The 25825-nt window shown below is 47.5% G+C and carries 24 protein-coding genes and 1 riboswitch; of the genes, 21 read left to right on the plus strand and 3 right to left on the minus strand.

Annotated elements, in window-relative coordinates; genetic code table 11:
• Nucleotides 1-9: 9 nt before the first annotated feature.
• A complete protein-coding gene (gene ubiK, locus B8880_RS12290; protein ID WP_084257868.1) occupies nt 10-300 on the minus strand; it encodes a ubiquinone biosynthesis accessory factor UbiK in 291 nt (96 codons plus the stop codon).
• Nucleotides 301-426: 126 nt separating this feature from the next.
• Nucleotides 427-593, plus strand: a riboswitch (FMN riboswitch).
• A 145-nt stretch (nt 594-738) separates the two neighbouring features.
• Between ubiK and ribB the strand changes: the two genes are divergently transcribed.
• The 13 genes from ribB (at nt 739) to B8880_RS12355 (ending at nt 14396) form a co-directional block, all read left to right on the plus strand.
• The gene (gene ribB / locus B8880_RS12295) at nt 739-1383 is read left to right on the plus strand and encodes a 3,4-dihydroxy-2-butanone-4-phosphate synthase (RefSeq protein WP_084257869.1); all 645 of its coding nucleotides are present in this window, start codon (nt 739-741) and stop codon (nt 1381-1383) included.
• Nucleotides 1384-1464: 81 nt separating this feature from the next.
• A complete protein-coding gene (locus tag B8880_RS12300) occupies nt 1465-2421 on the plus strand; it encodes a sugar-binding transcriptional regulator (RefSeq protein WP_084257870.1) in 957 nt (318 codons plus the stop codon).
• 280 nt (nt 2422-2701) lie between these two features.
• Nucleotides 2702-3640 (plus strand): D-ribose ABC transporter substrate-binding protein, encoded by a 939-nt coding sequence (locus B8880_RS12305; protein ID WP_084257871.1) that lies wholly within the window; start codon nt 2702-2704, stop codon nt 3638-3640.
• A gap of 74 nt (nt 3641-3714) precedes the next feature.
• Nucleotides 3715-4308 (plus strand): DUF2291 family protein, encoded by a 594-nt coding sequence (locus tag B8880_RS12310; RefSeq protein ID WP_084257872.1) that lies wholly within the window; start codon nt 3715-3717, stop codon nt 4306-4308.
• Between the two features lie 5 nt (nt 4309-4313).
• Complete coding sequence (locus B8880_RS12315; RefSeq protein WP_115306306.1) at nt 4314-5837, plus strand: sugar ABC transporter ATP-binding protein; 1524 nt, start codon at nt 4314-4316, stop codon at nt 5835-5837.
• A 22-nt stretch (nt 5838-5859) separates the two neighbouring features.
• Nucleotides 5860-6897 carry an ABC transporter permease gene (locus tag B8880_RS12320; RefSeq protein WP_084257873.1) on the plus strand — a complete coding sequence of 346 codons (1038 nt, stop codon included), beginning with the start codon at nt 5860-5862 and terminating at the stop codon, nt 6895-6897.
• Between the two features lie 71 nt (nt 6898-6968).
• A complete protein-coding gene (locus B8880_RS12325; RefSeq protein ID WP_084257874.1) occupies nt 6969-7799 on the plus strand; it encodes a transketolase in 831 nt (276 codons plus the stop codon).
• On the plus strand, nt 7792-8727 hold the full coding sequence (locus B8880_RS12330) for a transketolase family protein (RefSeq protein WP_084257875.1): 936 nt from the start codon (nt 7792-7794) through the stop codon (nt 8725-8727). Before B8880_RS12325 ends, B8880_RS12330 begins: the two co-directional genes overlap by 8 nt.
• A gap of 12 nt (nt 8728-8739) precedes the next feature.
• Complete coding sequence (locus B8880_RS12335) at nt 8740-10215, plus strand: FGGY family carbohydrate kinase (RefSeq protein WP_084257876.1); 1476 nt, start codon at nt 8740-8742, stop codon at nt 10213-10215.
• A gap of 29 nt (nt 10216-10244) precedes the next feature.
• Nucleotides 10245-11663, plus strand: coding sequence for an L-fucose/L-arabinose isomerase family protein (locus B8880_RS12340; RefSeq protein ID WP_084257877.1), 1419 nt, complete (start codon nt 10245-10247; stop codon nt 11661-11663).
• A gap of 176 nt (nt 11664-11839) precedes the next feature.
• Nucleotides 11840-12886, plus strand: a complete 1047-nt coding sequence (locus B8880_RS12345) for an extracellular solute-binding protein (protein ID WP_084257878.1) — start codon at nt 11840-11842, stop codon at nt 12884-12886.
• A gap of 79 nt (nt 12887-12965) precedes the next feature.
• Entirely contained in the window at nt 12966-13661 is a 696-nt protein-coding gene (locus B8880_RS12350; RefSeq protein ID WP_084257879.1) for a helix-turn-helix transcriptional regulator, read from the plus strand.
• A gap of 93 nt (nt 13662-13754) precedes the next feature.
• Nucleotides 13755-14396, plus strand: a complete 642-nt coding sequence (locus B8880_RS12355; protein ID WP_084257880.1) for a glutathione S-transferase family protein — start codon at nt 13755-13757, stop codon at nt 14394-14396.
• Between the two features lie 163 nt (nt 14397-14559).
• Here the strand turns inward: B8880_RS12355 and B8880_RS12360 are convergent, their stop codons facing one another.
• Entirely contained in the window at nt 14560-15459 is a 900-nt protein-coding gene (locus B8880_RS12360; RefSeq protein ID WP_084257881.1) for a LysR family transcriptional regulator, read from the minus strand.
• Nucleotides 15460-15521: 62 nt separating this feature from the next.
• On the opposite strand from B8880_RS12360, the gene B8880_RS14790 reads away from it, so the two are divergent.
• From B8880_RS14790 to B8880_RS12380, 4 genes are all read left to right on the plus strand, one after another.
• Nucleotides 15522-16121, plus strand: coding sequence for a sugar O-acetyltransferase (locus B8880_RS14790; RefSeq protein WP_208610918.1), 600 nt, complete (start codon nt 15522-15524; stop codon nt 16119-16121).
• Nucleotides 16122-16132: 11 nt separating this feature from the next.
• Nucleotides 16133-16972 (plus strand): SDR family NAD(P)-dependent oxidoreductase, encoded by an 840-nt coding sequence (locus B8880_RS12370; RefSeq protein WP_084257883.1) that lies wholly within the window; start codon nt 16133-16135, stop codon nt 16970-16972.
• A gap of 43 nt (nt 16973-17015) precedes the next feature.
• On the plus strand, nt 17016-17831 hold the full coding sequence (locus B8880_RS12375) for an SDR family NAD(P)-dependent oxidoreductase (protein ID WP_208610919.1): 816 nt from the start codon (nt 17016-17018) through the stop codon (nt 17829-17831).
• 335 nt (nt 17832-18166) lie between these two features.
• Nucleotides 18167-19282: an MBL fold metallo-hydrolase gene (locus B8880_RS12380; RefSeq protein ID WP_084257884.1), complete on the plus strand. Its 1116-nt coding sequence runs from the start codon at nt 18167-18169 to the stop codon at nt 19280-19282.
• A gap of 528 nt (nt 19283-19810) precedes the next feature.
• Here B8880_RS12380 and B8880_RS12385 read toward each other — a convergent pair.
• Entirely contained in the window at nt 19811-20701 is an 891-nt protein-coding gene (locus B8880_RS12385) for an MBL fold metallo-hydrolase (protein ID WP_084257885.1), read from the minus strand.
• Between the two features lie 130 nt (nt 20702-20831).
• Between B8880_RS12385 and B8880_RS12390 the strand changes: the two genes are divergently transcribed.
• The 4 genes from B8880_RS12390 (at nt 20832) to B8880_RS12405 (ending at nt 25784) form a co-directional block, all read left to right on the plus strand.
• Nucleotides 20832-21782, plus strand: coding sequence for a GlxA family transcriptional regulator (locus tag B8880_RS12390; protein WP_084257886.1), 951 nt, complete (start codon nt 20832-20834; stop codon nt 21780-21782).
• A gap of 581 nt (nt 21783-22363) precedes the next feature.
• Nucleotides 22364-22960, plus strand: a complete 597-nt coding sequence (locus tag B8880_RS12395) for a restriction endonuclease subunit S (protein WP_159460751.1) — start codon at nt 22364-22366, stop codon at nt 22958-22960.
• Complete coding sequence (locus tag B8880_RS12400; RefSeq protein ID WP_084257888.1) at nt 22957-24477, plus strand: type I restriction-modification system subunit M; 1521 nt, start codon at nt 22957-22959, stop codon at nt 24475-24477. The genes B8880_RS12395 and B8880_RS12400 overlap by 4 nt, the downstream gene beginning before the upstream one ends.
• Nucleotides 24478-24797: 320 nt before the next feature.
• Nucleotides 24798-25784, plus strand: a complete 987-nt coding sequence (locus tag B8880_RS12405; RefSeq protein ID WP_084257889.1) for a virulence RhuM family protein — start codon at nt 24798-24800, stop codon at nt 25782-25784.
• Nucleotides 25785-25825 lie beyond the last annotated feature (41 nt).

Raw genomic sequence — 25825 nt, forward strand, 5'->3', positions numbered from 1 at the left:
AAAAGCAGATTATTCCGCACTTTTCGGCGGCTCGGTTACTGTGTTCGTTTCAGTTAGCGCCAACTTACTTTCCAATTCGTCGAAACGTTGTTCAAGTGCGGTTAATTTTTCGCGAGTACGGATCAACACTTGTGTTTGCACTTCAAAATCCTCTTGGGTGACCACCTCTAATTTGGCAAGCTGTGCTTGGATAACCTGCTTGATTTTGGCTTCCATATCTTCGCCGAAATTTTTTACACCCTGCGGCAACGCATCATGGATTTGTTGGGCGAACTGTTCGAGTTTTTTAGGATTTAGCATGCGGCGCTCCATATTCGGATTAAATTATTTATCAATGTAGCATCTATTGTACGAAATGGGCTGATTAAAGGGAAACTTTTTTGCTCGAATTGCTGGGCAGAATGGTTTTTTCCGTTATAATAAGCACGCAATTCTCAGGGCGGGGTGTAATTCCCCACCGGTGGTAAGGGTTGGGTTGTTTATACAGGCAACCGCACTTAAGCCCACGAGCGCTTGTGCGATGCGTACAAGGTCTAGCAGATTCGGTGTGAATCCGAAGCCGACAGTAACAGTCTGGATGGTAGAGAATGCGGGTTTTCCCCTATCGGGAAGATCAGCTTGTCCTATGTTAAAACCGCACTTTAAGGTTAGCCTCCGCTAGCCAATAAACCTTGCGTTTAACTTGGTTCTCCATTTGCCCTGATTCTGGTATCTACAATTAATTTAGAGGAATTTACCATGAGTCAGTCTTTACTCACCCAATTCGGCGACAGCCGGCAACGCGTCCTCGCCGCAATCGAAGCCTTTAAGCAAGGCAACGGCGTTCTGGTTTTAGACGATGAAGATCGCGAAAACGAAGGCGATCTGATTTTCCCCGCCGAAACCATCACCACCGAACAAATGGCAAAACTGATCCGTTACGGCAGCGGCATTGTTTGTTTATGTATCCCGCAAGAAACCTGCGACCGCCTGCAACTGCCGGCGATGGTAACGGAAAATACCAGTGTGAATAAAACCGCATTTACCGTCACGATTGAAGCGGCACAAGGCGTCTCCACCGGCGTTTCCGCTGCTGATCGGGTCACGACAATCAAAGCCGCAATCAACCCAAGTGCGGTAGCGAGCGATTTACATCGTCCGGGACATGTATTTCCGTTAAGAGCCGCAGATAATGGGGTATTGGAAAGAAATGGTCATACTGAAGCGGCTGTAGATTTGGCTCGCTTATCTGGTTACCGGCCAGCAGGTGTGATTTGTGAAATTACCAATGATGATGGCACAATGGCCAGAACACCGGAGTTGGTTGAATTTGTGAAAAGAGAGGGGTATGCAATTGTGACGATTGAAGATTTAGTAAGTTATCGACAAAATCATCACTGTTAATTTTCTTTCACAAAGAATTCATTTATCATTAATGGTAGGCATAATTTATGCACTACCATTTTTATTATTGAAGGACGAAGCATGTCTATTTTGGATGAAAAACGACTTTTGGCTCGAATTGCAACTTTGTATTATGTAGATAATTTAAAACAAAAAGAAATATCTGAACGGTTAAATATTTCTCAATCATTTGTTTCACGTGCGTTGACAAAATGTATAACTGAAGGCATTGTCCAAATTAATGTTATTCCTCCCGCGAATATTTTTTTACAGTTGGAGCAAGAACTGCAAACAAAGTTTGGCATTTTAAATGCAATTGTGGTTGATGCGAATAGTGATGACGACGAAAAAATAAAAAATACGATAGGCTCTGCAGCGGCTTATTATTTGCAAGTTACTCTACAGGCTAATGAGTTGGTTGGTGTTTCCGCATGGAGTAGCACGATAAAGGCTATGGTCGATAATATGCCTCCTTTAAGTGTGAAGGCACAAGGAGTTGTGCAATTACTGGGGGGGGTTGGGCTCAATAGAAATGTCCAGGCTAATTTTCTAACTTATGAATTAGCGAAGAAATTGAATTGTCCTTCTTATTTACTTCCCTCACAGAACGTTGTCAGTGCGGTTGGCGATGTATCATACAAACAACAGCAATTGGCAATGAGTGAAGTTTCTGATGTGATTGATATGTTTCCTAAGGTGGATGTTGCTTTAGTTGGGATTGGCACATTAGAACCGTCATCTTTATTAAGATGGTCTGGGCTTCATTATAATTCTGATATTTTGCAATTGTTAGCTAAAAAAGGGGCTGTCGGTGATATTTGTTTGCACTATTATGACCAGTCTGGAATGCCGGTATTAGCAGAGAATGAAGATCCGATGATCGGGATGAATCTAGAACTTATTCAAAAGTGTCCTAGGGTTATTGCTCTAGCAGGTGGTAAGGCAAAAGTCAGTGCAATCAAAGGAGCCTTAATGGGCAACTATATTGATGTATTGATTACCGATTATAAAACCGCACAGACCTTGTTAAACGATTAACTTTCATTATTATCTGTAATAGGCTAATTTTTTGTTTAAAAATAAATGGTTAGCTTAATTCTGCTTCATACTTCGTATGACTGTTATCAATATTTATACTTTCTTTTTTCTCTTCATTTCCTTGTTCTATCTATACTTCATATAAATAAAATGTGATTTGTCTCTAACTTTTGAACATTGGCTTTAGACAAGTCATATAAAATTTCCTATTCTCTTTATAAATATATAATCATATGTGAATATATATTCAAGGTGAAAAACCAACATTAAGGAGAATGACATGACAACTAAATTTTTCAAATCAAGCGTATTGGCATTATCACTGGCTATGTCAAGTTTTGCTTTCGCCAATAATGGGTTGATTGCGATTATTACACCATCCCATGACAATCCTTTTTTTAAGGCTGAAGCTGATGGGGCAAAACAAAAGGCGGAAGAGTTAGGTTACACAACACTTGTGGCTTCCCATGATGATGACGCGAATAAACAAGATCAACTTATTTCAACCGCAGTTGCTCGGAAAGCCAAGGCAATCATTCTTGATAATGCGGGTTCTGACGTAACTATAGGGGCTTTGGAAAAAGCAAAAGCAGCTGGTGTTCCTGCATTCTTAATTGATCGTGAAATTAATAAAACTGGCGTTGCAGTATCTCAAATTGTATCGAATAACTATCAAGGCGCTCAACTTGGCGCACAGAAATTCGTTGAACTGATGGGAGAAGAAGGTCTGTATGTCGAATTATTAGGGCGTGAATCGGATACCAATGCCTCGGTCCGTTCGCAAGGTTTTCATGACATTATTGACGATTATCCGGATATGAAAATGGTTGCTCAACAAACAGCAAACTGGAGCCAAACCGAAGCATTTACCCGCATGGAATCTATTTTACAAGCTAACCCTAATATTAAAGGGGTCATTTCAGGCAATGACACCATGGCATTAGGCGCTGAAGCAGCCTTAAAAGCCGCTGGAAGGAATGATGTGATTGTGGTTGGCTTTGATGGTAGTGATTATGTTCGTGATTCCATTTTGGCAAATGGAAATATTAAAGCGACAGTATTGCAACCGGCCTGGAATCAAGCGCAGGAAGCCGTAGTACAGGCAGATGCCTATATCCGAACCGGTAGTACCGGAAAAGATGAAAAACAACTGATGGATTGTATTTTGATCGATGGCTCAAATGCAAAACAACTTAATAAATTTGCATTGAATGACTAGTTGAAAGCCGCTGCTAGATGGAGCAGGGTGCTCTCAATTATAAGAGTACCCTGAATAAATAAAGGAGGACAGATATGTATTTAACTTATAAACGATGGACTTCTAGGATAGCGATATTGTTCGGTTGTTTGTTTTTTGTCGGATGTGAAGTTGTTCCACTGGATAGTGCTGGGAAACCTATCATTCCTATGACTGAAGAGGAGGCCAACTCCTTGAAAAATATGCAACCGGGCGAAATCGTTGCTAAGCTTTGGGGCGGGATTTTTGCAGAAAGTAAAACGGAGGCAGTAGATTGGCAGGCGCTGGATAAAGAAACCAATGATCGTAGCCATTTTGTGCGGTTTTCAGGTGTTGTTGAGAGTATTGAGGAAAAATCAAGAATAACGGATTTTAACGTTAAAGTGGACGATACGGTATTAACCGTACAGATTGGCGATATCCTTCGCGGTAATTCTGTACGTGACGCAACAAAATTAGTTAATTTTGATCAATTTAAAAATCAAGTCCAGTTCGCGCAATTTTCGAAAGCACTCAATAAGAAAGCCGTGGAAGATATTGCCAAACCGGATGCAAGCTGGGTGGGCAGTGATGTGACGGTGTTAGCCGCAGTGACGATTAAAAATAATCAAGTCCAAGATATCATTCCGTTAGAAATTGATAAAAGGTGAGTTTTATGGCAACTGAAGATAAAGATGTTGTAATGCACGCTGAAAATATTTCAATGGTGTTTCCCGGTACTAAAGCGCTGGATGATGTTAATTATAATGTTTATCGTGGCGCAGTAAATGTGATTATCGGTGAAAATGGCGCGGGCAAATCGACACTGATGAAAATCTTGGCAGGTGTACAACAGCCGACGGAAGGCAACCTCTATATTAATAACGAGAAAGTGGTTATTACAAGCACGCGCAGCGCTGCAGAACATGGAATTGGCATGGTTCATCAGGAACTGAACTTGGCGGAGAATTTAAGTGTTATGGAAAACATTTTTCTCGGGCGAGAAATTCAGTCTGGTCTTTCTCCGATTAATAATGAAGAACAGTACCAAATCACAAAAGAAGCATTGAAACGCCTCAAACAAGATATTGATCCTAAAGAAATCGTTTCAAACTTAAAAGTAGGTCAAAAACAATTAATTGAAATTGCCAAAGCATTGATCGGTAAAATTGATATTTTGATTTTAGATGAACCGACCTCGGCATTAAGTAAAACGGAAGTACAAATTTTATTTAATGTTATTCGCGAATTAACCTTGCAGGGCGTTTCTATTATCTATATTTCTCATCGTCTGGAAGAATTAATGGAAATCGGGACTTATATTACGATTTTGCGTGATGGAAAATTTCAATCCGAAGCAATGGTAAAAGATATTGACGTTCCTTGGATTGTAAGAGAAATGTTAGGCAGTGATCCGGTTACTGATTTTTTACCGGAAAATAGAGAGTTTGGCATCAATATTCTTGAAGCCGAGCATATTACCTGTGTCAATGAATCAGAAAATAAGGTCGTTGATGATGTTTCGTTTAATTTAAGAGCAGGTGAAATCGTTGGAATTTACGGATTGATGGGGGCGGGTAGAACAGAATTATTTGAATGCTTATTAGGACAATCGCAATATTCTGGTCGTTTTTCACTGAACGGTGCCATTATTAACTCGAATATTTCAACCACAAATCGGATTAAAATGGGGCTTGGATTAGTACCGGAGGATCGAAAACGTTCCGGCATTTTTCCCATCACTTCCGTTGGTGATAACCTGACAATGTCGAGCTTATGGAAACGTTTAAAAAAGAATTTTGCTATCTCAGATGAGGATGAAAAAAAAGCGATTGATTCTACCATTAATGAACTGTCAATTAAGGTCTCATCTCCTGCCGTCGAAATTCAAGCACTGAGTGGTGGCAATCAACAAAAAGTGGTGATTGGGCGTTCTTTATTAACCGAACCTAAGGTGTTGTTATTAGACGAACCGACCCGAGGAATTGATATCGGCGCAAAAGCCGATGTATTCGAAATGATAGTGAAGTTATCTCAACAAGGCATTGGAATTTTATTTTCTACATCAGACTTAAAAGAAATTATGGCGGTATCGGATCGTATCTTGGTTATGTCGAATGGCAAATTAACCGCAAATGTGTTGCGAAATGAGACGAGTGAAGCCTATTTGGTCTCAGCAAGTGCGAAAGGATTTCAGTAAATAAGGTTGTTACGGAGGCGTTATGTCAACAAGAGCAGGATCGGGTAATTTAATATTATTACTTTTAAAATTGAGAACGTTTATTGCATTAATCATTATTCTCGGCTTTTTTACCATTGCTGTGGAGGGTTTTTTAAATCCCTCAAGTTTAATCATTATGGTTAAACATATTTCTATCAACGCATTATTAGCTTTAGGAATTACATTCGTCATTATTACCGCCGGCATTGATTTATCTATCGGGGCAATTTTAGGCTTGTGCGGGATGGTCGCCGGTTATCTAATTTCCAAAGGAATCGTCCTTCCGATGTTTGGGGTCGCTATTTTTCCGAGTATTTGGGTAATCGTTCCGTTGGTAATTTTGCTCGGCGGCGCAATCGGCGCGGTCAATGGTTTTATTATTACCCGCTATAATGTTGCGCCATTTATTTGTACGCTGGGTACCATGTATATTATTCGCGGTGCGGCAATGTTAACTTCAAATGGCGAAACATTCCCGGGGTTATCAGGCAATCCCCAATTAGGCAATACCGGCTTTGAGATCATTGGCGCAGGAACATTATTGGGTATCCCATATTCGATTTGGCTGATGTTTATTGTTGCCGGGGTGATTGCTTATATTGCGAAAAAATTACCTTTTGGCAGACATGTTTATGCGATTGATGACAATGAAAGAGCTGCGGAGTTATCCGGTATTAAGGTGAATAATACCAAAGTTTGGGTGTATGTGATTTCAGGGATTTGCGCGGCATTAGCAGGTATCGTTGTGACCTCACAATTGGTTGCCAGCCACCCGGCAACCGGCAATGCTTTTGAAATGAATGCGATTGCGGCCGTTGTGCTTGGCGGAACATCACTTGCCGGAGGGCGGGGTACGATTGGCGGAACGTTAATTGGGGCATTTGTTATCGGTATTTTGGCGGATGGTTTGGTCATGATGGGCGTGAGTGAATTTTGGCAAATGGTCATTAAGGGAATCGTCATTATTGTTGCGGTTGTGATTGATCAGTTACAAAACAAATTACAGTACAAAGCTGCGGTTGCGTCACAAAAAGTGTGATTATGCAGGGCGCAAAATTTTTTACATTAATTGGAATATATATTCAATTATGAATATATGAGGAGAAAGAGATGAATCCATATAAACTGTCATACGGTGAAATAACCAAAAAAGCGAAAGCGATACGGCGGAAAATTGTTGTATTGAATGCGAATAGTCCGGCGGGCGGGCATACAGGCGCTGATTTATCCCAAGTGGAGATTTTAGCTTCGCTCTATTTCCGAGTATTAAATTGCTCGCCGACTGACTTAAAAAATCCGGAACGGGATATTTATATTCAATCGAAAGGACATGGTGCCGGTGGTTACTACTGCTGCCTTGCGGAAGCCGGTTATTTTCCCGAATCATGGTTAGCAACTTATCAGCATGCAGATTCCAAATTGCCCGGTCATCCGGTGCGTCAAAAAACGCCCGGTGTGGAACTCAACACCGGCGCTTTGGGGCATGGTTTGCCGGTTGCTGTCGGTTTGGCAATCGCAGCTAAAAAATCAGGCAGCCAACGTAAAATTTATGTTTTAACCGGCGACGGTGAATTGGGGGAAGGAAGCAATTGGGAAGCCGCAATGGCGGCAGCGCAATACAAACTGGATAACTTGATCATCATTAATGACAAAAATAATCTGCAACTTGCCGGTTATACCAAAGATATCCTTTGTACCGATCCGCTAGATGAGAAATGGAAAGCGTTTGGTATGGAAGTGCATGAATGCGAAGGCAATAATGTTCGTTCTATAGTAGAAACACTGGAAAATTTAAAACCGAATGGTAAGCCGCACGTCGTGATTGCCAATACCATCAAAGGTGCCGGTATTTCCTTTATTCAAGGAAAACCGGAATGGCATCACAGAGTTCCAAAAGGTGATGAAGTTGAATTAGCGTTAGAGGAGTTAAAAGATGAGTAATACAGAGCATTTAGCCAATATCATGGTGGAGCGTTTTATCAACGCGGTCAATAACGGCGTGGATTTGGTGCCGGTGGTTGCGGATTCTACCTCTACGGCAAAAATAGCGCCATTCATCAAAGCCTTTCCTGAGCGTTTGGTCAATGTGGGGATCGCAGAGCAAACGTTAGTGGGCAGTGCCGCCGGGTTGGCATTGGGCGGGAAGGTCGCGGTAACGTGTAATGCCGCGCCGTTCTTGATTTCCCGGGCGAATGAACAGATAAAAGTGGATGTCTGCTATAACAACACCAATGTGAAATTATTTGGATTGAATTCCGGAGCGAGTTATGGGCCTCTTGCCAGCTCTCATCACAGTATTGACGATATTAGCGTGATGCGTGGTTTTGGTAATATTCAAATTTTCGCCCCATCCAGTCCATTAGAGTGCCGTCAAATTATTGATTATGCCATTGGTTATATTGGGCCGGTGTATATTCGACTGGATGGCAAAGAATTACCTGAGATTCATGATGAAAGTTATCAATTTGTGCCGGGTAATATTGATGTATTAAAAAGAGGCAAAAAAATTGTATTGGTAGCAATGGGGTCAACCGTGCATGAGATTGTCACAGCAGCGGCACTGTTGGAAGAAAGAGGCATGGATGTAACCGTGATTAATGTTCCGTCAATTCGTCCTTGTGATACGACCGCACTTTTTAATGAACTGAAAGACAGCCAATATGTGATCACGGTAGAAGAACATAATGTTAATGGCGGTCTCGGGAGTTTGGTCGCAGAAGTCATTGCCGAACATGGTGTTGCGATTAAGCTAACTCGTCTAGGCATTGCGGATGGTGAATATGCGTTGGGAGCAGACAGAAAAGCCATGCGCAAATATCATGGCATTGATGCGGAAAGTATTGTGAACCGAGTATCTGCGTTCAGTTAAGGAGATAAAAAGATGGGGGCGCCTTTTATTATCTCACTTGACGAAGGAACAACGAATGCGAAAGCGATTACGGTGACGCAAGACGGCGATATTTTATCGAAAGGTAGCGTTCCCGTACAGTTAGAGCATCCTGTGGCAGGTTGGGCAGAGCAAGATCCGATAGCAATCTGGGAAGCAACTCAGAAAGCCATCATGCTTTGCTTAGAAGGTTTGGATGTGTCTGATTTGAAAGGTGTTGCTATCAGTAATCAGCGGGAATCCGTATTGATCTGGGACAGGCAGACTGGCAAACCGTTATCTCCGGTTGTCAGTTGGCAATGCCGTCGTAGCGAGGCGCTTTGCCAAACGATTGCATTATCCCCGGAAGCGGACGAAATTAAGCAACGGACGGGCGCGGTTTTAGACCCGTTATATCCGGCTTCAAAAATCAAATGGTTATTGAATCATCTTGAAAACGGCATGGCGCGGGCGAAAAATGGTGAGCTTTGTGTGGGAACCATTGATGTTTGGCTCGTGTGGCAATTAACAGCGGGAGAGTCGTTTGTAACCGATTTTTCCAATGCTTCCCGTTATCAACTGTTCAATATCCATACTGCACAATGGGATTCGCGTTTACTTGAGATCTTTGCGATTCCCAAGCAATGCTTACCTGAAATTCTGCCTTCAAGTGGTCATCGCGGAGTGACTAAATGTTGCCGTTCGCTGCCTAACGGGATCCCTGTATTGTCACAAATTGGTGATTCACATGCCGCACTTTATGGACAAGACGGCTTTGTCGATGGTGTGGTCAAGGCAACCTACGGCACGGGGAGTTCCTTAATGACCAAATCATCCGTTGTGCCGGAAAATGATTTCGGCGTCGGCACCACAGTCGCATGGCATGACGGGGAATTAAGCCTAGCGCTGGAAGGGAATATTACCCATACGGGATCCGCACTGAGTTTTGTCACACGTTTATTGGGCATTTCAGGTGTTGATGTACTGAGTGAAATGGCTCAATCCGTGAATCATAATCAAGGTGTTTATTTTGTACCGGCACTTGCCGGGCTGGGTGCGCCGTATTGGGATTCGCAAGCACGCGGCATTATTACCGGATTAACCGATGCGACAACACCGGCAGTCGTTGCTAGGGCTGCATTCGAGTCGGTGACCTATCAAATTGCCGATCTCTTTTTTGCCATGGAAAAAACCTTAGGCAAACCATTAGAAACACTGTCCGTCGATGGCGGACCGACTAAAAACCGCTGGTTAATGCAGCTACAAGCCGATGTGTTGCAACGACCGATTGTTTGTGGCGATGTTGCCGAAGTTTCGGCGGTAGGTGCGGCATATTTGGCGGGCAGGGCGCTAGGTTGGTGGAAAACCTATGCCGATCTTTTGGCATTGCCGCATAAGACCGATATGATTCGGCCGAATCCGAAATCAGACAGGATTGAACAAAACTATCAGGCTTGGAAAAGTGCGGTACAGAAAGCAAAATTTAATTAATTTAAGTGGTATGAAAGGGGTGAATTATTATGAAAAAATCATTAGATAAAATGACGTTTGCGGTTTTAATTGGTAATCGTGGCTTCTTCCCAAGTTACTTGGTCGGTGATGCTAAACGAGATGCCGCACGTATTTTTGATGAACTGGGTATTAACACGGTGATGCTAACCGAAGAGCAAACAAACTACGGTGGCATTGAAACCTATCAGGACGCAAAAATTGCAGCGCAAATGTTAAAACAACATCGTGATGAAATTGCCGGGATCGTGATTTTATTACCGAATTTCGGTGATGAAAAAGCACTATCGCAGGCGATTCGTTTATCCGGTTTGAATGTGCCGGTATTAGTACAAGCGGAAGATGACAATCTGGATAAAATGGGGTTGGCGACCCGTCGTGACAGTTTTTGTGGAAAAATTTCCCTGTGTAATAACCTACGCCAGTTTGATATTCCCTTTACTCTAACCACTCAACATACCTGTGCGCTGACCAGTGATATTTTCAAACAGGATCTGCTTTCATTTGTTTCCGTCTGTCGCGTGGTTAAAGCCCTGCGTGGTTGCCGAGTTGGTGCCATCGGCGCAAGACCTGCCGACTTCAATACGGTTCGTTACAGCGAAAAATTATTAGAGCGTTTAGGCATTTCAGTCGAGACGATTGATTTATCGGAAATTTTTGCCGGCGTTAATCGATTACGCGATAATGATTTGCGGATCGCCGAAAAATTGGAATTATTGAAAGCAAACGCTGATGCCTCGGCAATTCCCGAAGAGAAATTACATATAATGGCAAAATTGTTTGTCGTCATCAGTAACTGGATTATTGAAAACGGGATTGATACCACCGCAATTCAATGTTGGACTTCATTGCAAGATACGTTAGGTATCAATGTGTGTTCAATCATGAGCGTGATGTCGGGTCAACTCATGCCAAGCGCCTGCGAAGTCGATGTAATGGGCGCCTTGTCAATGTATGCGCTCTCCATCGCGTCAATGAAACCCGCCTCCATCGCGGACTGGAACAACAACTTCGGCGAAGAACGTGACAAATGCGTGATGTTCCATTGTGGCAACTATGCAACCGAGGAGTTGGATAATCCGTTTATGAGCACTGCGGATATCATCGGCACCACCGTAGGCTGTGAGAATACCTGCGGCGCAATTAATGGACGTATGAAAGCAGGACCACTCACTTATTTCCGGCTTTCAACCGATGACTTCAGCGGCAAAGTAAAAGCGTATGTCGGCGAGGGGAAATTTGTTGATGATGAATTAGAGACGGTCGGATGCCGAGCGGTTATTCAGGTAAAAGGTTTGGAAGAATTGCTTGCTTATATTTGCAACAATGGCTTCGAGCATCATGTCGCGATGAACCATTCCTCTTCGGCAAAAGTATTACATGAAGTGTTTACCAAATATCTCGCTGTAGATTGTTATTATCATAAATAGACTATTACGCTCCAATTGAAAAAAAGCAAGAAATGTATAGTTTCTTGCTTTTTTATTCCCCACGTTTGCCAGAAGTGATTTTTTATCGGATCGTGTGCTATACATTGTGGCTCTTCTTTTACTATAATGACACCCTCGTGACTTTTCTTTCACCTAACCCTTAAAGGACTCAAGCAATGAAAAAACTTTCGGCTCTTTTTACTGCCGCGACTATGCTGTTTGCTGTCAGCAATGCAGCGAAAGCAGATGATGACACGGTTTATCTTTATACTTGGACGGAATATGTGCCGAGCGGGTTGTTGGATAACTTCACCAAAGAAACCGGGATTAAAGTGATTGTCTCCAGCTTGGAATCAAATGAAACCATGTATGCCCGTTTGAAAACCTTGGGCAAAAACGGCGGTTATGACGTGATTGCGCCGTCGAACTATTTTGTTTCCAAAATGCGTAAAGAAGGGATGTTACTGCCGTTAGATCACAGCAAACTGCCGGTATTAAAAGAGTTGGATCCGAATTTGTTGAATAAACCGTACGACCCGAACAATGAATATTCCCTGCCGCAAATTTTAGGTGCGCCGGGGATCGCGTACAACAGCGATGTGGTTGACGCCGAGAAAATCACCTCATGGGGCGATTTGTGGAATCCGGAATATAAAGACAAGCTGCAATTGTTAGACGATGCGCGCGAAATTTTCAACTTGGCGTTGTTAAAACTGGGCGAAGATCCGAACACCACCGATCCGGAAGTGATCAAGAAAGCTTATGAAGAATTGCTGAAATTGCGTCCGAACGTGTTGGCGTTCAGCTCGGATAATCCGGCGAATGCCTTTGTCGCCGGCGAAGTCGATTTGGGGATGCTGTGGAACGGTTCGGCTTATATCGCGCGCAAAGACGGCGCACCGATCAACTTATTATGGCCGAAAGAAGGTCCGGTATTATGGGTGGACACCTTAGCCATTCCAACTACCGCGCAAAATCCGGACGGCGCACATAAATTGATCAACTATCTGTTGAGCGCCGAAGTGGCGAAAGAATTGGCACTGGAAATCGGTTATCCGACCCCGAATCTGGAAGCACAAAAATTGCTGCCGCCGGAAATGGTCAACGACAGCTCGCTGTACCCACCGGCGGAAATCCTGCAAAAAAGCCACTGGCAGGACGATGTCGGCGACGCAGCGATTATCTATGAAAATTATTATCAGCAGTTAAAAGTGGCGAAGTAATATCAGTGACAAAGTGCAGTTTACCGATAATGAAGTGAACCGCACTTTTGTTTTCGGCTGTTTTCAGCGAGGAAGCGGCATGTCAAAAAACGAGCGTTTGTACACCCTGCTGCAAATTTTGCGCGGACATCAATATCCGCTCAAAGGTAACGTATTGGCTTCGAGATTAAATATCAGTTTGCGTACTTTATACCGCGATATTGACAGCCTGCGCGCGCAGGGTGCGAATATCGAGGGCGAGGCGGGAATCGGTTATGTGTTGCGGCAGCACTTCGAGCTGTCGAAACTGATGTTGTCGCAAAGCGAAATCGAGGCGCTGGTGCTGGGAATGCGTTGGGTGCACCGTTCCGCCGACAGCGAATTAAGCCAAGCGGCGCAGAACGGGTTAAGCAAAATCTCAGCGCTGTTGCCGCCGCATTTGTCGCAACAATTGGAAAACAGCGCCTTATTTATTGCGGTCAGCAACAATCCAACCCCCTTTCTCGACGATGTTTTTATCAAACTGCGCCACGCCATTCAGCGCCAGCTGAAAGTCAAACTGACGTATCGCAATGAAAAACAAAAATATTCACAACGCACTATTTATCCGTTCGCAATCGGCTTTTTTGAGCAGGCGCAACTGATTGCGGCCTGGTGTGAGCTGCGCCAGGCATTCCGCCATTTCCGCCCCGACCGAATCATCGCCATCGAATTAAGCGATGAGCGCTATCAGCCTGACCGCACTTTGCTGTTGCAACGCTGGCAAAAAACGCTCGGTGATTGCACCCGTCGTTAAATACCATTTTGCCGCCATCACCCGCAAACACTGCTGACAGAAACTGTCATGGCGTTTTGTTATTATGTTGCTGAAATTCACTAAAAGGAGGCCATGATGCAATCACTGACGTTATACACCCACCCGATGTCACGAGGGCGCACGGCGCGCTGGATGTTGGAAGAGATCGGCGAGCCCTATGAAAGCGTGGTGTTTGCCGATTTTGGCGGGGGGATGAAATCTGCCGATTATTTGGCAGTGAACCCGATGGGCAAGGTGCCGGCGTTGCAACACGGTGACACGGTGATCACCGAATGTGCGGCGATTTGCACTTATCTTGCCGATGCGTTTCCGCAAAAAGGCTTGGCGCCGGCGCTGAATGATCCGCAACGCGGCGTGTATTACCGTTGGTTGTTTTTCGTTGCCGGCCCGTTGGAAGCGGCGATGATGGAAGTGGCGTTACAGTTGAAACCGCAGGAGAGCGACCGAACTGCGCTGGGCTACGGCAGTTTGCCGTTGTGCCTGACTGCACTTGAACAGACATTAAGCCAACACGATTTTCTGTGCGGCAACCGTTTCAGTGCCGCGGATTTATATCTGTCCGAGTTATTGGATTTCGGCATTAATGCGGTTACAGTCATTGAAGCAAAACCGGTTTTCACCGACTACATCGCCCGCCAGCAAGCCAGAGCGGCTTATGCCAGAGCCAGCGCGATAGATGATGCTTTGCTGGCAGAGCAAAAAATCGAATCTTAAAACGTCGGTTAACGGGCAAACCGCACTTTGGCTTTTGCAACGGCCAAAGTGCGGTTTTTTGTTTGGTTTGACTGAATAAATCAGCCTGCATCATACAAACAGGCCGTCTGAACCGCACTTTAATCTGCAAAAGGTTTCAGACGGCCTTTGCTTGCCCAATCGCTTACCCAAACCGTTTCTGCAAAATCCCCAACAACAGTTCGAACACCAGCGTCACTCTGGCGGGGGTGACGTTGCGGTGCGGGCGGTAGAGGTAGAGCGGCCAGTGGATTTTCGGCAAGTCTGGCAGCAGTTCGACCAGCTCGCCGCTGTCGAGATAGGGTTGGCACGCCCATTCCAGCAGTTGCACGGCGGCGGTGCCCGCACGGGCGGCTTGCAGGTTGTGGTGGATGTCGCTGGTGCTGAAAGCGGTGTTTTTCGGGGTGATTTGCACATCGTCGGCGAAGCGCCACGGCCACGGGCGGCCGGTGTTGCCGTCGATCATGTCGGAAAGCGGGTAGTTTTCCAACTGCCGCACATCTGTCGGCAGGCCGCAGCGTTGGATCAGCGCGGGGGCGGCGACGATTTTTTCGCTCAGGGTGCCGAGTTGGCGCGCAATCAGGCGGCCGTCGTTGGTAAAGCCGACGCGGATGCCGATGTCGATGCGCTCTTCCACCACATTCAGGCGCACGTTGTCGCTGTGCCAGTCGAGGCGGATATTCGGCCAGGGCTGCAACGCCTGCAGCAATTCGCCCAATAGGCTGGTGTCGCAGGCGAGTTCGGGGATATTCACCCGCACAATGCCGCGCATGCCTTCGGAATCGGGGCGGGCGGCCTGCAAAAACAGCTTGTCGCTGTCGTCGAGCAACTGCTTGGCTTGCGGCAGAAACTGTGCGCCGAATTCGGTTAGCGTGATTTGGCGGGTGTTGCGCTGAAACAGCGATTCGCCCAGAAAACGCTCCAGCTCGGCGATGGTGCGGGTAACTGCCGCCGGCGACAGCCCCAGCCGTTGCGCGGTTTCTTTGAATTTCAGCGTGTCGACGGTGGTGCAGAAGATATGCAGCGCTTCCAGTTTGTTTTGCATGGTTTCACCTGTGAAATAATAAAATTCAAAAACGTGGGTTTACTTGAAATTATAGCTTGGTTATGCTTTTCATCAAGCAAAACACCCACGACGGAGGCAACAGCATGACCGAATTGGAAAAACAGGACGCGGGGCTGGAATACGACTTTTCCGATCCGCAAGTGGCGGCACGCAAGCAGCGCGCCTTGAATCTGTGCCGCGCCTACAATGCGATTTCTCCCGACGACCACGATGCGCAGGCACGCGCCCTCAGCGCCTTGTTCGGCAGCTGCGGCGGCAACGTTTCGGTGCAGCCGGATTTCAATTGCGACTACGGCAAAAATATCCACGTCGGCAACGATTTTCTCACCAATTACAACGTCACCATTCTCGACATCGCGCCGGTGCACATCGGCGACTTTGTGATGATCGGCCCGAACACGCTGATTACCACCGTCGGCCACCCGCTCAACGCCGCCGGCAGACGGGCGAAAAAAGCGCAGGCCAGTGCGGTGCGCATCGGCAACGACGTGTGGATCGGCGGCAACTGCACCATTCTGCCGGGCGTCACCATCGGCAACAATGTGGTGGTGGCCGCCGGTGCGGTGGTGAGCAAAGACGTGCCGGACAACTGCGTGGTCGGCGGCGTGCCGGCGCGCGTTTTGAAAACATTGGCTCAATAGCGAGGTAAAACATGAACCCGATTATCGCAAACAACCGCGTGGCGGTGATTACCGGCGCCGCCAAAGGCATCGGCGCGGCATTGGCACACAAACTGAGCGCCCGCGGCATGAAACTGTGCCTGTTCGACAACGATGGCGCGGCATTGGCAGACTTGGCGGCAACACTGAAAAGCGAGTGCGCCTGCGTGGTCGGCGATGTCACTTCCGCCGCCGATCTCACCCGTTTGCGCGACACCGCATTCCAGCATTTCGGCGAAACCGCGCTGTTAATCAACAATGCTGCCATCAGCGCCGGAGCCGGACCGTGGGGCGATGTGGCTGCGTGGCGGCGGCAGCTGGAAGTGAATTTCTTCGCCGTGTTGCAGGCACAGGCGCTGTTTGTGCCGTCAATGTTGGCGCAACAGGGGCAAAGTGCGGTGGTCAATCTCGGCTCGAAAGAGGGCATCACCACCCCGCCGGGCAACGCCGCCTATTCGGTCGCCAAAGCAGGGGTTAAAGTGCTGACCGAGCAGTTGGCGCACGAACTGCGCCAATGCGCCGGCGACAAAATCAGCGCCCACCTGCTGGTGCCCGGCTACACTTGGACGCCGATGAACTTCCCCGGCCAAGACCTGAGCAATCCGGCAAACAAGCCCGACGAACCGTGGATGGCGGCGCAGGTGGCGGATTATTTTGTCGAACGCTTCGAACAGGGCGATTTTTATATCCTCTGCCCCGACAATGCCGTCAGCACCGCGCTGGACGCCAAACGCATCCAATGGGCGGCGGACGACATGATTCATAACCGCCCGGCATTGTCGCGTTGGCACCAAGATTATCAAGATCGTTTTGCCCGTTATATCGGCGAATAATGCGGGCTTCCCCCAAATCATGTAATGTAAAGAGGTGTGAAAAATGGAACACAAAAAAATGAAACGCAAATTGGCGATGGTAACCGGCGGTTCGGCGGGTATCGGCTTGGAAATTGCCCGTCTGCTGGCACAAGATCAGTATGATTTATTGCTTGTCGGCGCCAGCAGCAGGGTGTTTGAGGCGGCGGAGAGCTTGGCACAATACGGCACGCAGGTCTCCGCACTGCAAGCCGACCTCAGCACCGAAGCCGGCAATCAGGCGCTGCTGGATGCGGTCAAACACAGTGGCAGACCTTTGGACGTGGCGGTACTCAACGCCGGTATTGCCATCGGCGGGGCATTTATCGACAATCCGCTTGACCGCCACCTGCAACTGTTGGCACTCAACATCACCTCGCCGGTGCGCCTGACTTACGGGTTGCTGCCCGACATGATTGCGCAAGGCGGCGGCAAATTTCTGTTTGTCAGCTCGCTGTCCGCAACCACGCCGACCCCGTACGAAAGCGTGTACGGCCCGTCCAAAGCGTTTTTGACCTCATTTGCCAACAGCATTCGCGAAGAGCTGAAAGAGCAAGGCATACAAATCACCACCTTGCACCCCGGCGCCACCGCCACCGAATTTCATGCCAGAGCAGGCATGCAGACCACGGCATTCGGCGACAACAGTTGGAAAAACAGCCCCGAATTGGTCGCCAAACAAGGCTATGAAGCATTGCAGGCAGGCAAAACCAATGTGGTCGGCGGTGACGAAACCACACAGCAGGCGTGGGTTGCCAACCGCAGTATGGACGAAGAAGAAAAAGCCCGTATCCATGCCGAGCGGGCAATGCCGAACTCGCCGTTGCAACGGGGCGTTTAACCTTTTCTCCCGCTGCCTTGGCAGGGATCGCAAGCGGTTTGATGCCGAAGGCAAATATAGTGAAATAAAATAAGAAATCTACAGCGTTGGCTGCACCTTGCCGTACTACAGTGAAAGAAGTTAAGAAGTGGTACTAGGAAAACGAGCGAAGATAGTACAAATAGTACAGCGAGCGAGTTTGACAACGTACCATAAATTAAATTCTTTCACTATACTTGTACTGTCTTCGGCTTGCCGCCTTGTATCTTTCTTATTTTATTTCACTATATCAAGCGCGTTTTGCAGGATAACAATCTGAAACCATAAAAAATAACCGATAAGGACAATACGCTTCCATGAAAAAATGGCACCGTTACAGCCTCTACACCCTGACCGCACTTGCCGTTACCGCCGCCGTTGTCGGCTGTCAGCTGTACCGCAACATCGGCGCGCTGCCCGACGAGGCGCGTTTCGCCCGACTGGATTACTACCGCGACGGGCGTTTTCATAATTTATACGACGAGCTGGTGTTCTACCCCGAACAGGCCAGCGGCAAAGGCGGCTGGCTGCGCCACAGCGGCTATGCCCCCGCCGCCCCGTTGCCGATGCGCATGCTGGGCAAAAGCGACTTCGCCCAAGCCGAAGACTTCGCCTACTACTGGCTCGGTCATTCGAGTGCCATTCTGGAACTCGGCGGCCAACGGCTGCTGATCGACCCCGTATTCGACAACGCCGCGCCGATCGCCCTCCCGTTTGTGGTGCCACGTTTTCAAGCTGCACCCATCGCACGGCAACAACTGCCCGCTGCCGACATCGTGCTGATTACCCACGATCACTACGACCACCTCGAAGCCGCCACCATCCGCCATTTGGCCAAGCAAGCGGCAGTACCGCACTTTGTCGCCCCGCTTGGTGTCGGCACGCGCCTGCAATCATGGGGTGTGCCGTCTGAAAACATCACCGAACTCGGCTGGGGCGACAGCGTCGGCATCGGCGGACTGACTTTCCACGCCGAAACCGCCTTGCACTATTCCGCCCGCTGGCGCAACGACCGCGACAAAACCCTGTGGGCATCGTTTGTGATCGAAGGCGCAGGCAAACGGCTGTTTTGGAGCGGCGACTCCGGCTACGGCCGGCACTTCGCCGAAATCGGCCGGAAATACCGCCGCTTCGACCTCGCCTTTATCGAAATCGACGCCGCCAACCCCGGCTGGCCGAACACCCACATGTTCCCCGAACAAGCCGTGCAAGCCGCCCTCGATCTCAACGCCGCCCGCATGCTGCCGATCCACTGGGGCGTATTCAGCCTCGGCCGCACCCCGTGGAACGATTCCATCAACCGCACCGCCCAAACCGCACAAGCACACAAGCTGCCGCTGGACGTACCGAAAATGGGCGAAAAATACCAACCGCAACCGTTTCAAAACGACAATTGGTGGCGCAATCCGGCGTTGTTGAAAGACGGGCAGTGAAAGCGGTGCAGTAAAGTGCGGTAATGCAAAACAATAGGCCGTCTGAACGCTTTTTTAATAGCAAAGTGCAGTTCAGACGGCCTCGAACAATATTGTTGTGGTTAATACTTAATATTTGAAACTCCTGACAGCGCAGCGCTGTCAGCAAGCTCTAAGGTGTTTGTTAAAGGATACTTTAAATTTAAGCGATGCCCTCTGTTTTTTAAACCATAGTTAAAATTTCAATGGCAACAAGGCCGTCTGAACCGCACTTTTACCGATATCAAAGTGCGGTTCAGCGCGTAGGCAGGGTTAGCCCCAAGGCGTAACCTAGCAAAACGGCTACGGTTGCCATAAATTTAAATCACGGTTTGAAAATCGCTGTCTGAACGCGGAGGAGGTATGGTGCGGGTGACGGCGAAAAAGCGCAAACCGCCAACGGCGTGAACATCCTAACGTGTTTTCAATTTTTCAGACGGCATATTGCCATCATCTAAAACCGCACTTGATCTTTTAAAATCAAGTGCGGTTTTTTCGGTTATCAATGCGTTAAAACCCCACCGTTTCGCCATCGTTCGGAATCGCTACCTTATCCGCAATGCCTTTTTCCTGCACAAACTGGCGTAAGTCCTTGCGGCTCACAGTGGCGTGGTTGACGGCGTCCATATGCACGGCGATGATTTTGGCGTTGGGCAGCATTTTGGCGGCGTGTTCCACATCGGCCGTACCCATGATAATGCCGCCGCCCAAGCCTTCAATGCGGGCGTAGCCGGTGTTTAGCACCACGGTTTGGGGCTGGTAGCGGTGAATGGCTTTGTTCACATCTGCCGTCCACAGCGTGTCACCTGCGATGTAGAGCGTGTCTTGTCCGTCCGCTTGCAGCACCACGCCCATGGCATCGCCGAGCAAGCCTGCCAGTTGCGGGATGGCGTACATCTCTACCGTGCCGTGTGCGCCGCCTGTTTTGGCAAGTTTCACGCCGTCAAAATTCAACTCACTCTCAAGTATTCGCACATCGGTAAAACCTTGCGAACGGATGGTGTCGGCATCGCTTTGATTTTGCACGATAATCGGCAGGTTTTTCGGCAGTTGCTGTTGCGCTGCGTCGTCCCAATGGTCCAAATGGGTGTGGGTGACAATCACCGCGTCCACACCTTTGAACACATCTTCAGCTCGTATCGGCAATTCAATCAGCGGATTGCGAAGCTGGCTGTTTACCGTGCCTTCAAAGCCTGCATATGCTCCTTTTTTGGCAAGCATCGGGTCAAGCAAAAAAGTTTTGCCCGCATAGTGGATTTTGGCGGTGGCATTGCGGATGTGCTGAAAGCTGTTTTGGCTGATGGCTTCGTTTGGCTGAGCTTGGGCTGATGCTGGTGTGGCGAGGGTGGCAACAGCCAGAGCAGCTGCAAAAATTGGCGTAAAAAGTTTATTTAACTTCATGATTTTTCCTGATTGATGGTGAAAGATTGAGGCGTATTTTAAAGAATGAACAACACAAAAACCATTGACCTGAAAGTCATTAATCGCAATAATCGGGTCAGATTTGGTTTTTGAATGAACAGGGGGAGATATGGATTTGCCCAAAGTGGTGCTGTACGCTTACGACCGCTTCAACGCCTTTGTGTTTAACGCCCCGCAGGCGATTTTTCATGCCCGATATCAGGGGCAAAAACTGTTTGACGTTAAAACCGCTTCCTTGGACGGGCAAGCCAAACAAGCCGATGTGGGGCTGATTTTGCCGGTGGACGGTGGTTTGGATTTGCTGGATACGGCGGACATGATTGTGATTGCAGGCTGGAGCGACCTTGCCGCCGTGCCTGATGAACGCCTGCTTGCCAAACTTAGGCAGGCAAACGCGCAGGGCAGTCAGATTGTCGGCTTGTGCTACGGCACTTATGCACTGGCGTATGCGGGGATTTTGGACGGGCGGCAGGCGGTCACGCATTGGCTGGCGGAGCAGGATTTTTGCCGGCGTTTCCCCCAAGTGCGATTGGACAGCAACCGGCTATATCTCAGCGACGGCAACATCACCACCTCGGCGGGCGCGGCGGCAGGGCTGGATTGCTGTTTGCATCTCGTGCGGCAACGCTACGGCAGTAAAGCCGCCAACCAGCTCGCGCGCACAATGGTGATTCCGCCGCACCGCGAGGGCGGACAAGCCCAGTTTATTCAGCAACCGATGCCCAAATCCACCCAAGACAGCCAAATCAACCAACTGCTCGATTATCTGCGCGAACATCTGAGCGAGCCGCACCACATCGACGCGCTCGCCGCCCGCAGCCACATGAGCCGCAGCACCTTCACCCGCCATTTCAAACACGCCACCGGCATGAGCTTCGCCCAATGGCTGATACAGGCACGCCTTGCCCGCAGTCAGGAATTATTGGAGAGCAGCACGCTGTCGGTCGAGCAAATCAGCGCACAAACCGGCTTTCAAAACACCGCCGGTTTCAGGCAGCATTTCAAACAGCGGTTTGGTGTGAGTCCGAAGCAGTGGCGAAGGGTGTTTGGCGGTGAATGAAACAAGGCCATCTGAACGCAATACCGCTGCCATTTTTCGAGCAGGAATATACCGTTTTTGTCAAAACATTCGGGGATTGTTGCTTGAGCATAGTAAAACGTGCGTCTTGCGTTGCGTGCATTGGTGATGTGGTGAGGGTGCTAAACAGGGTTTCGGTTTTCATACTAACCCCCTATTTTGCTTGATAACCATTTGATTTTAATGTATAATTTATTTATTTTAATGTATAGTTGCATTAGTAGTCATAACTGTATCCTAACATAATGTCGTAGAAGTTCTTCTAAAATGATTGCTGAATATTTTACACTTTGTTGTGTTATTTATCATTTTAGTATTGATGTTTATGCTGCCCAAGGGCCGAAATTTTAAGTGTCTCAGATGGTGTGTTTTGATGGCGTATTTTGCCCTAGTTGCTGTACATCAAAACCCACATACGCTGGCACTACCCCAATCTATAAATTAGGTTTTGCTCAATCCAATCAAATACAGTAGATAAAAAATAGCAAAAAAAATATTTGATTTGAGTTTGTTATCCTCTTATAATACACTCTGTAGACAATATGCAGAGTAATTTCACAATAATGAGCCAATTATACTTACTCAAAAACATCGCTGATATTCACACTGGCTTTACCTTTCGTGGCACGGTGACGGAAATGCCTGATGGCGATACCCACATTGTGCAAATCAAAGACGCACGCAATCATTGGGAAAATCAGCATTCCAGCAATATTACCGTGCAAGCGTTGCCGAAAATTCGCTTTCAGGGCAAATCTTATGTGCGGGCTGGCAGTGTGCTGTTGCCTTCACGTGGCGAATATGTGCGGGCAAGCTGTTTGCAGATGGAAAATGATTTGCCTGTGGTGGCGAGCAGTCAGTTTTTTGTGATTAATGCCAGTGAACACCTTTTGCCCGAATATCTGTGTTGGTTGCTCAATCAACCCGATATTCAACACCGCCTGCAACACGACAGCCGTGGCAGTAACATTCCGATGCTGAATATCCGCCAGATTGGCGAATTAAAACTGCCCATACCTGATTTATCCACCCAACAAAATATCGTTGCCCTAGAGCGTTTGGCGGAACAAGAATATTGCTTGCTTCAAAAGCTGCAACACAACCGCCAACAACAATCCCAAGCGATTTATCAAAAATTAATGAAGGAACACACCGCATGAATACCCCTATCCAGCAAGAGCAAATCAACAAAGCCCTGTGGGCGGCCTGTGATACTTTCCGTGGCACGATTAGCGCTGATACCTATAAAGATTTCATTCTGACCATGCTGTTTTTAAAATACATCTCCGATGTGTGGCAAGACCATTATGACGACTATCAACAGCAATACGGCGATGAACCTGAGCTGATAGACGAGCTGATGAAAAATGAACGCTTCGTTTTGCCTAAATCTGCCAATTTTTATGCCCTATACGACAGCCGTTTTGAGGCGGGCAACGGCGAACGTATCGACCAAGCCTTGCACGCCATTGAGGAAGCCAACGGCAGCAAACTCAAAGACGGCAATAACAGCGTGTTCCAAGACATCTCGTTCAACACCGACAAACTGGGCGAAGAAAAACAAAAAAACACCGTCTTGCGTATGTTGCTGGAAGACTTTGCCAAGCCCGAACTCAATCTCAAACCAAGCCGTATCGGCGGTTTGGACGTGATTGGCAATGCTTATGAATATCTGATTAAAAACTTCGCCGCTAGCGGTGGACAAAAAGCAGGTGAATTTTATACTCCGCCTGAAGTATCCGAATTGCTTGCCATTTTGCTCAATCCGCAAGCGGGCGACAGCATTTGCGATCCCGCTTGCGGTTCGGGCAGCCTTTTGATGAAGTGCGGTCAAAAAGTGCTACAAAACCACGGCAGCAAGCATTACGCCCTGTACGGACAAGAAGCCATCGGCTCAACGTGGTCATTGGCAAAGATGAATATGTTTCTACACGGCGAAGACAACCACAAAATCGAATGGGGCGACACCATCCGCAACCCCAAACTGTTGGACGGCAATGACGGACTGCTCCACTTTGACATCGTTACCGCCAATCCACCGTTTTCGCTCGACAAATGGGGGCATGAAGAAGCCGAACACGACCGCTATGCCCGTTTCCGCCGTGGCATACCGCCCAAAACCAAAGGGGATTACGCCTTTATCCTGCACATGATAGAAACGCTCAAAGCAGACAGCGGCAGAATGGGCGTGGTTGTACCGCACGGCGTGCTATTCCGTGGGGCGGCTGAAGGCAAAATCCGCCAAAAACTGATTGACGAAAATCTGCTCGACGCAGTAATCGGGCTGCCTGAAAAGCTGTTTTATGGCACAGGCATTCCTGCGGCGATTTTGTTGTTCAAAAAACAAAAAAACGATAGCAGCGTGCTGTTTATTGACGCTTCACGAGATTTTCAGGCAGGAAAAAACCAAAATATGCTGACCAGCGAACACATCAGCAACATCGCCACCGCCTACCAAAACCGCCAAAGCATTGATAAATACGCCCATCTTGCCGATTTGCAGGAAATCATCGACAACGGCTACAACCTCAACATCCCCCGCTATGTGGACACCTTTGAAGCCGAAGCCGAGATTGACCTTGTCGCTGTGCGCGCCGAGCGTGAACAGCTCAAAGCCAAACTGAACGAGCTGGAAACCGAAATGGCAGGCTACCTAAAGGAATTGGGCTATGAATAAAGTCGTGATGAATGAGCCTATTGATACGATATTTGCAGATGGTGAGGTGAGCCGTCTGAAAAAGTGGTTATCAACTATGAGTTGACAGTTCAAATTTCAAATTGGTAATGAGAAAACAGAGCGAAAAACGGGGGCAACAGTGAACAAAATCCAACCAGACAATCTCATCATCTACAATACCGACGACGGCAAAAGCAACGTTGCCCTATTTGTACAGGGCGACAGCATTTGGTTAAGCCAAGCCGTAGCGTGGGTGTGAACCCGCCTTTATTGATGGGCTTACGCCACACTACTAACTGCTACGACAACAGGAAGCAATAATGAACGAAATCCAATTTTTGATTTACGACCACGGCGGGCATACCGAAGTTTTGATACAAGATGAAACCCTGTGGGCGACGCAAAAAAGCATTGCCCAGTTATTTGGCGTGAGCGTTCCCACCATCAATGAACATCTGAAAAATATCTTTGAAAGTGGTGAATTGGCGCAATACCCAACTATTCGGAAAATCCGAATAGTTCGCCAAGAAGGAAATCGTCAGGTAACAAGAGAAATCGAGCATTACAATCTCGATGCCATCATCTCCGTCGGTTACCGTGTCAATTCAGCCAAAGCCACCAAATTCCGCATTTGGGCGAGCGAGATTTTAAAAGCCTATATCCAAAAAGGCTTTGCCATTGATGTCGAACGCCTAAAGCAAGGTGAAAACGCCTTTGGCAAAGATTATTTCCGTGAATTGCTAGAAACCGTCCGCTCGATTCGAGCCAGCGAACAACGCATCTGGAAACAATTGACCGATATTTTTGCCGAAATTTCTTACGATTATGATAAAAATTCGGAAATTACCCGCCAGTTTTATGCCAATGTACAAAACAAATTCCATTACGCCATCACAGGGCAAACTGCTGCCGAGATTGTCTATAACCATGCTGACCAAAGCAAAGAACACATGGGATTAAGTACATGGAAAAATGCCCCAGAAGGACGAATTTTGCAATCCGATGTGGTGGTGGCAAAAAACTATCTGTCCGAGCAAGAAATCAAAAAACTGGAGCGAAATGTTTCCGCCTATTTTGATTATGTGGAACGTTTGCTGGAAGACGAACGCTTATTGAATATGCAGGATTTTGCCAAGAGTATTGATGATTTTTTGAGCTTCAACCGCTATGAGATTTTGCAAGACAACGGAAAAATCAGCCACAGCCAAGCCACAAAAAAAGCAATTGAGGAATATCAGGCATTCAACAAACAGCAAAAAGTGCGGTCTGATTTTGATATCTTTATTCGGAATCTGGAGAAACAATAGCGTCATTATGGTGATGTTTGGTGAATGTTGGATTTTATTCT

The organism is Pasteurella testudinis DSM 23072 (assembly GCF_900176075.1).
GTDB classification, from domain to species: Bacteria; Pseudomonadota; Gammaproteobacteria; order Enterobacterales; family Pasteurellaceae; genus Chelonobacter; species Chelonobacter testudinis.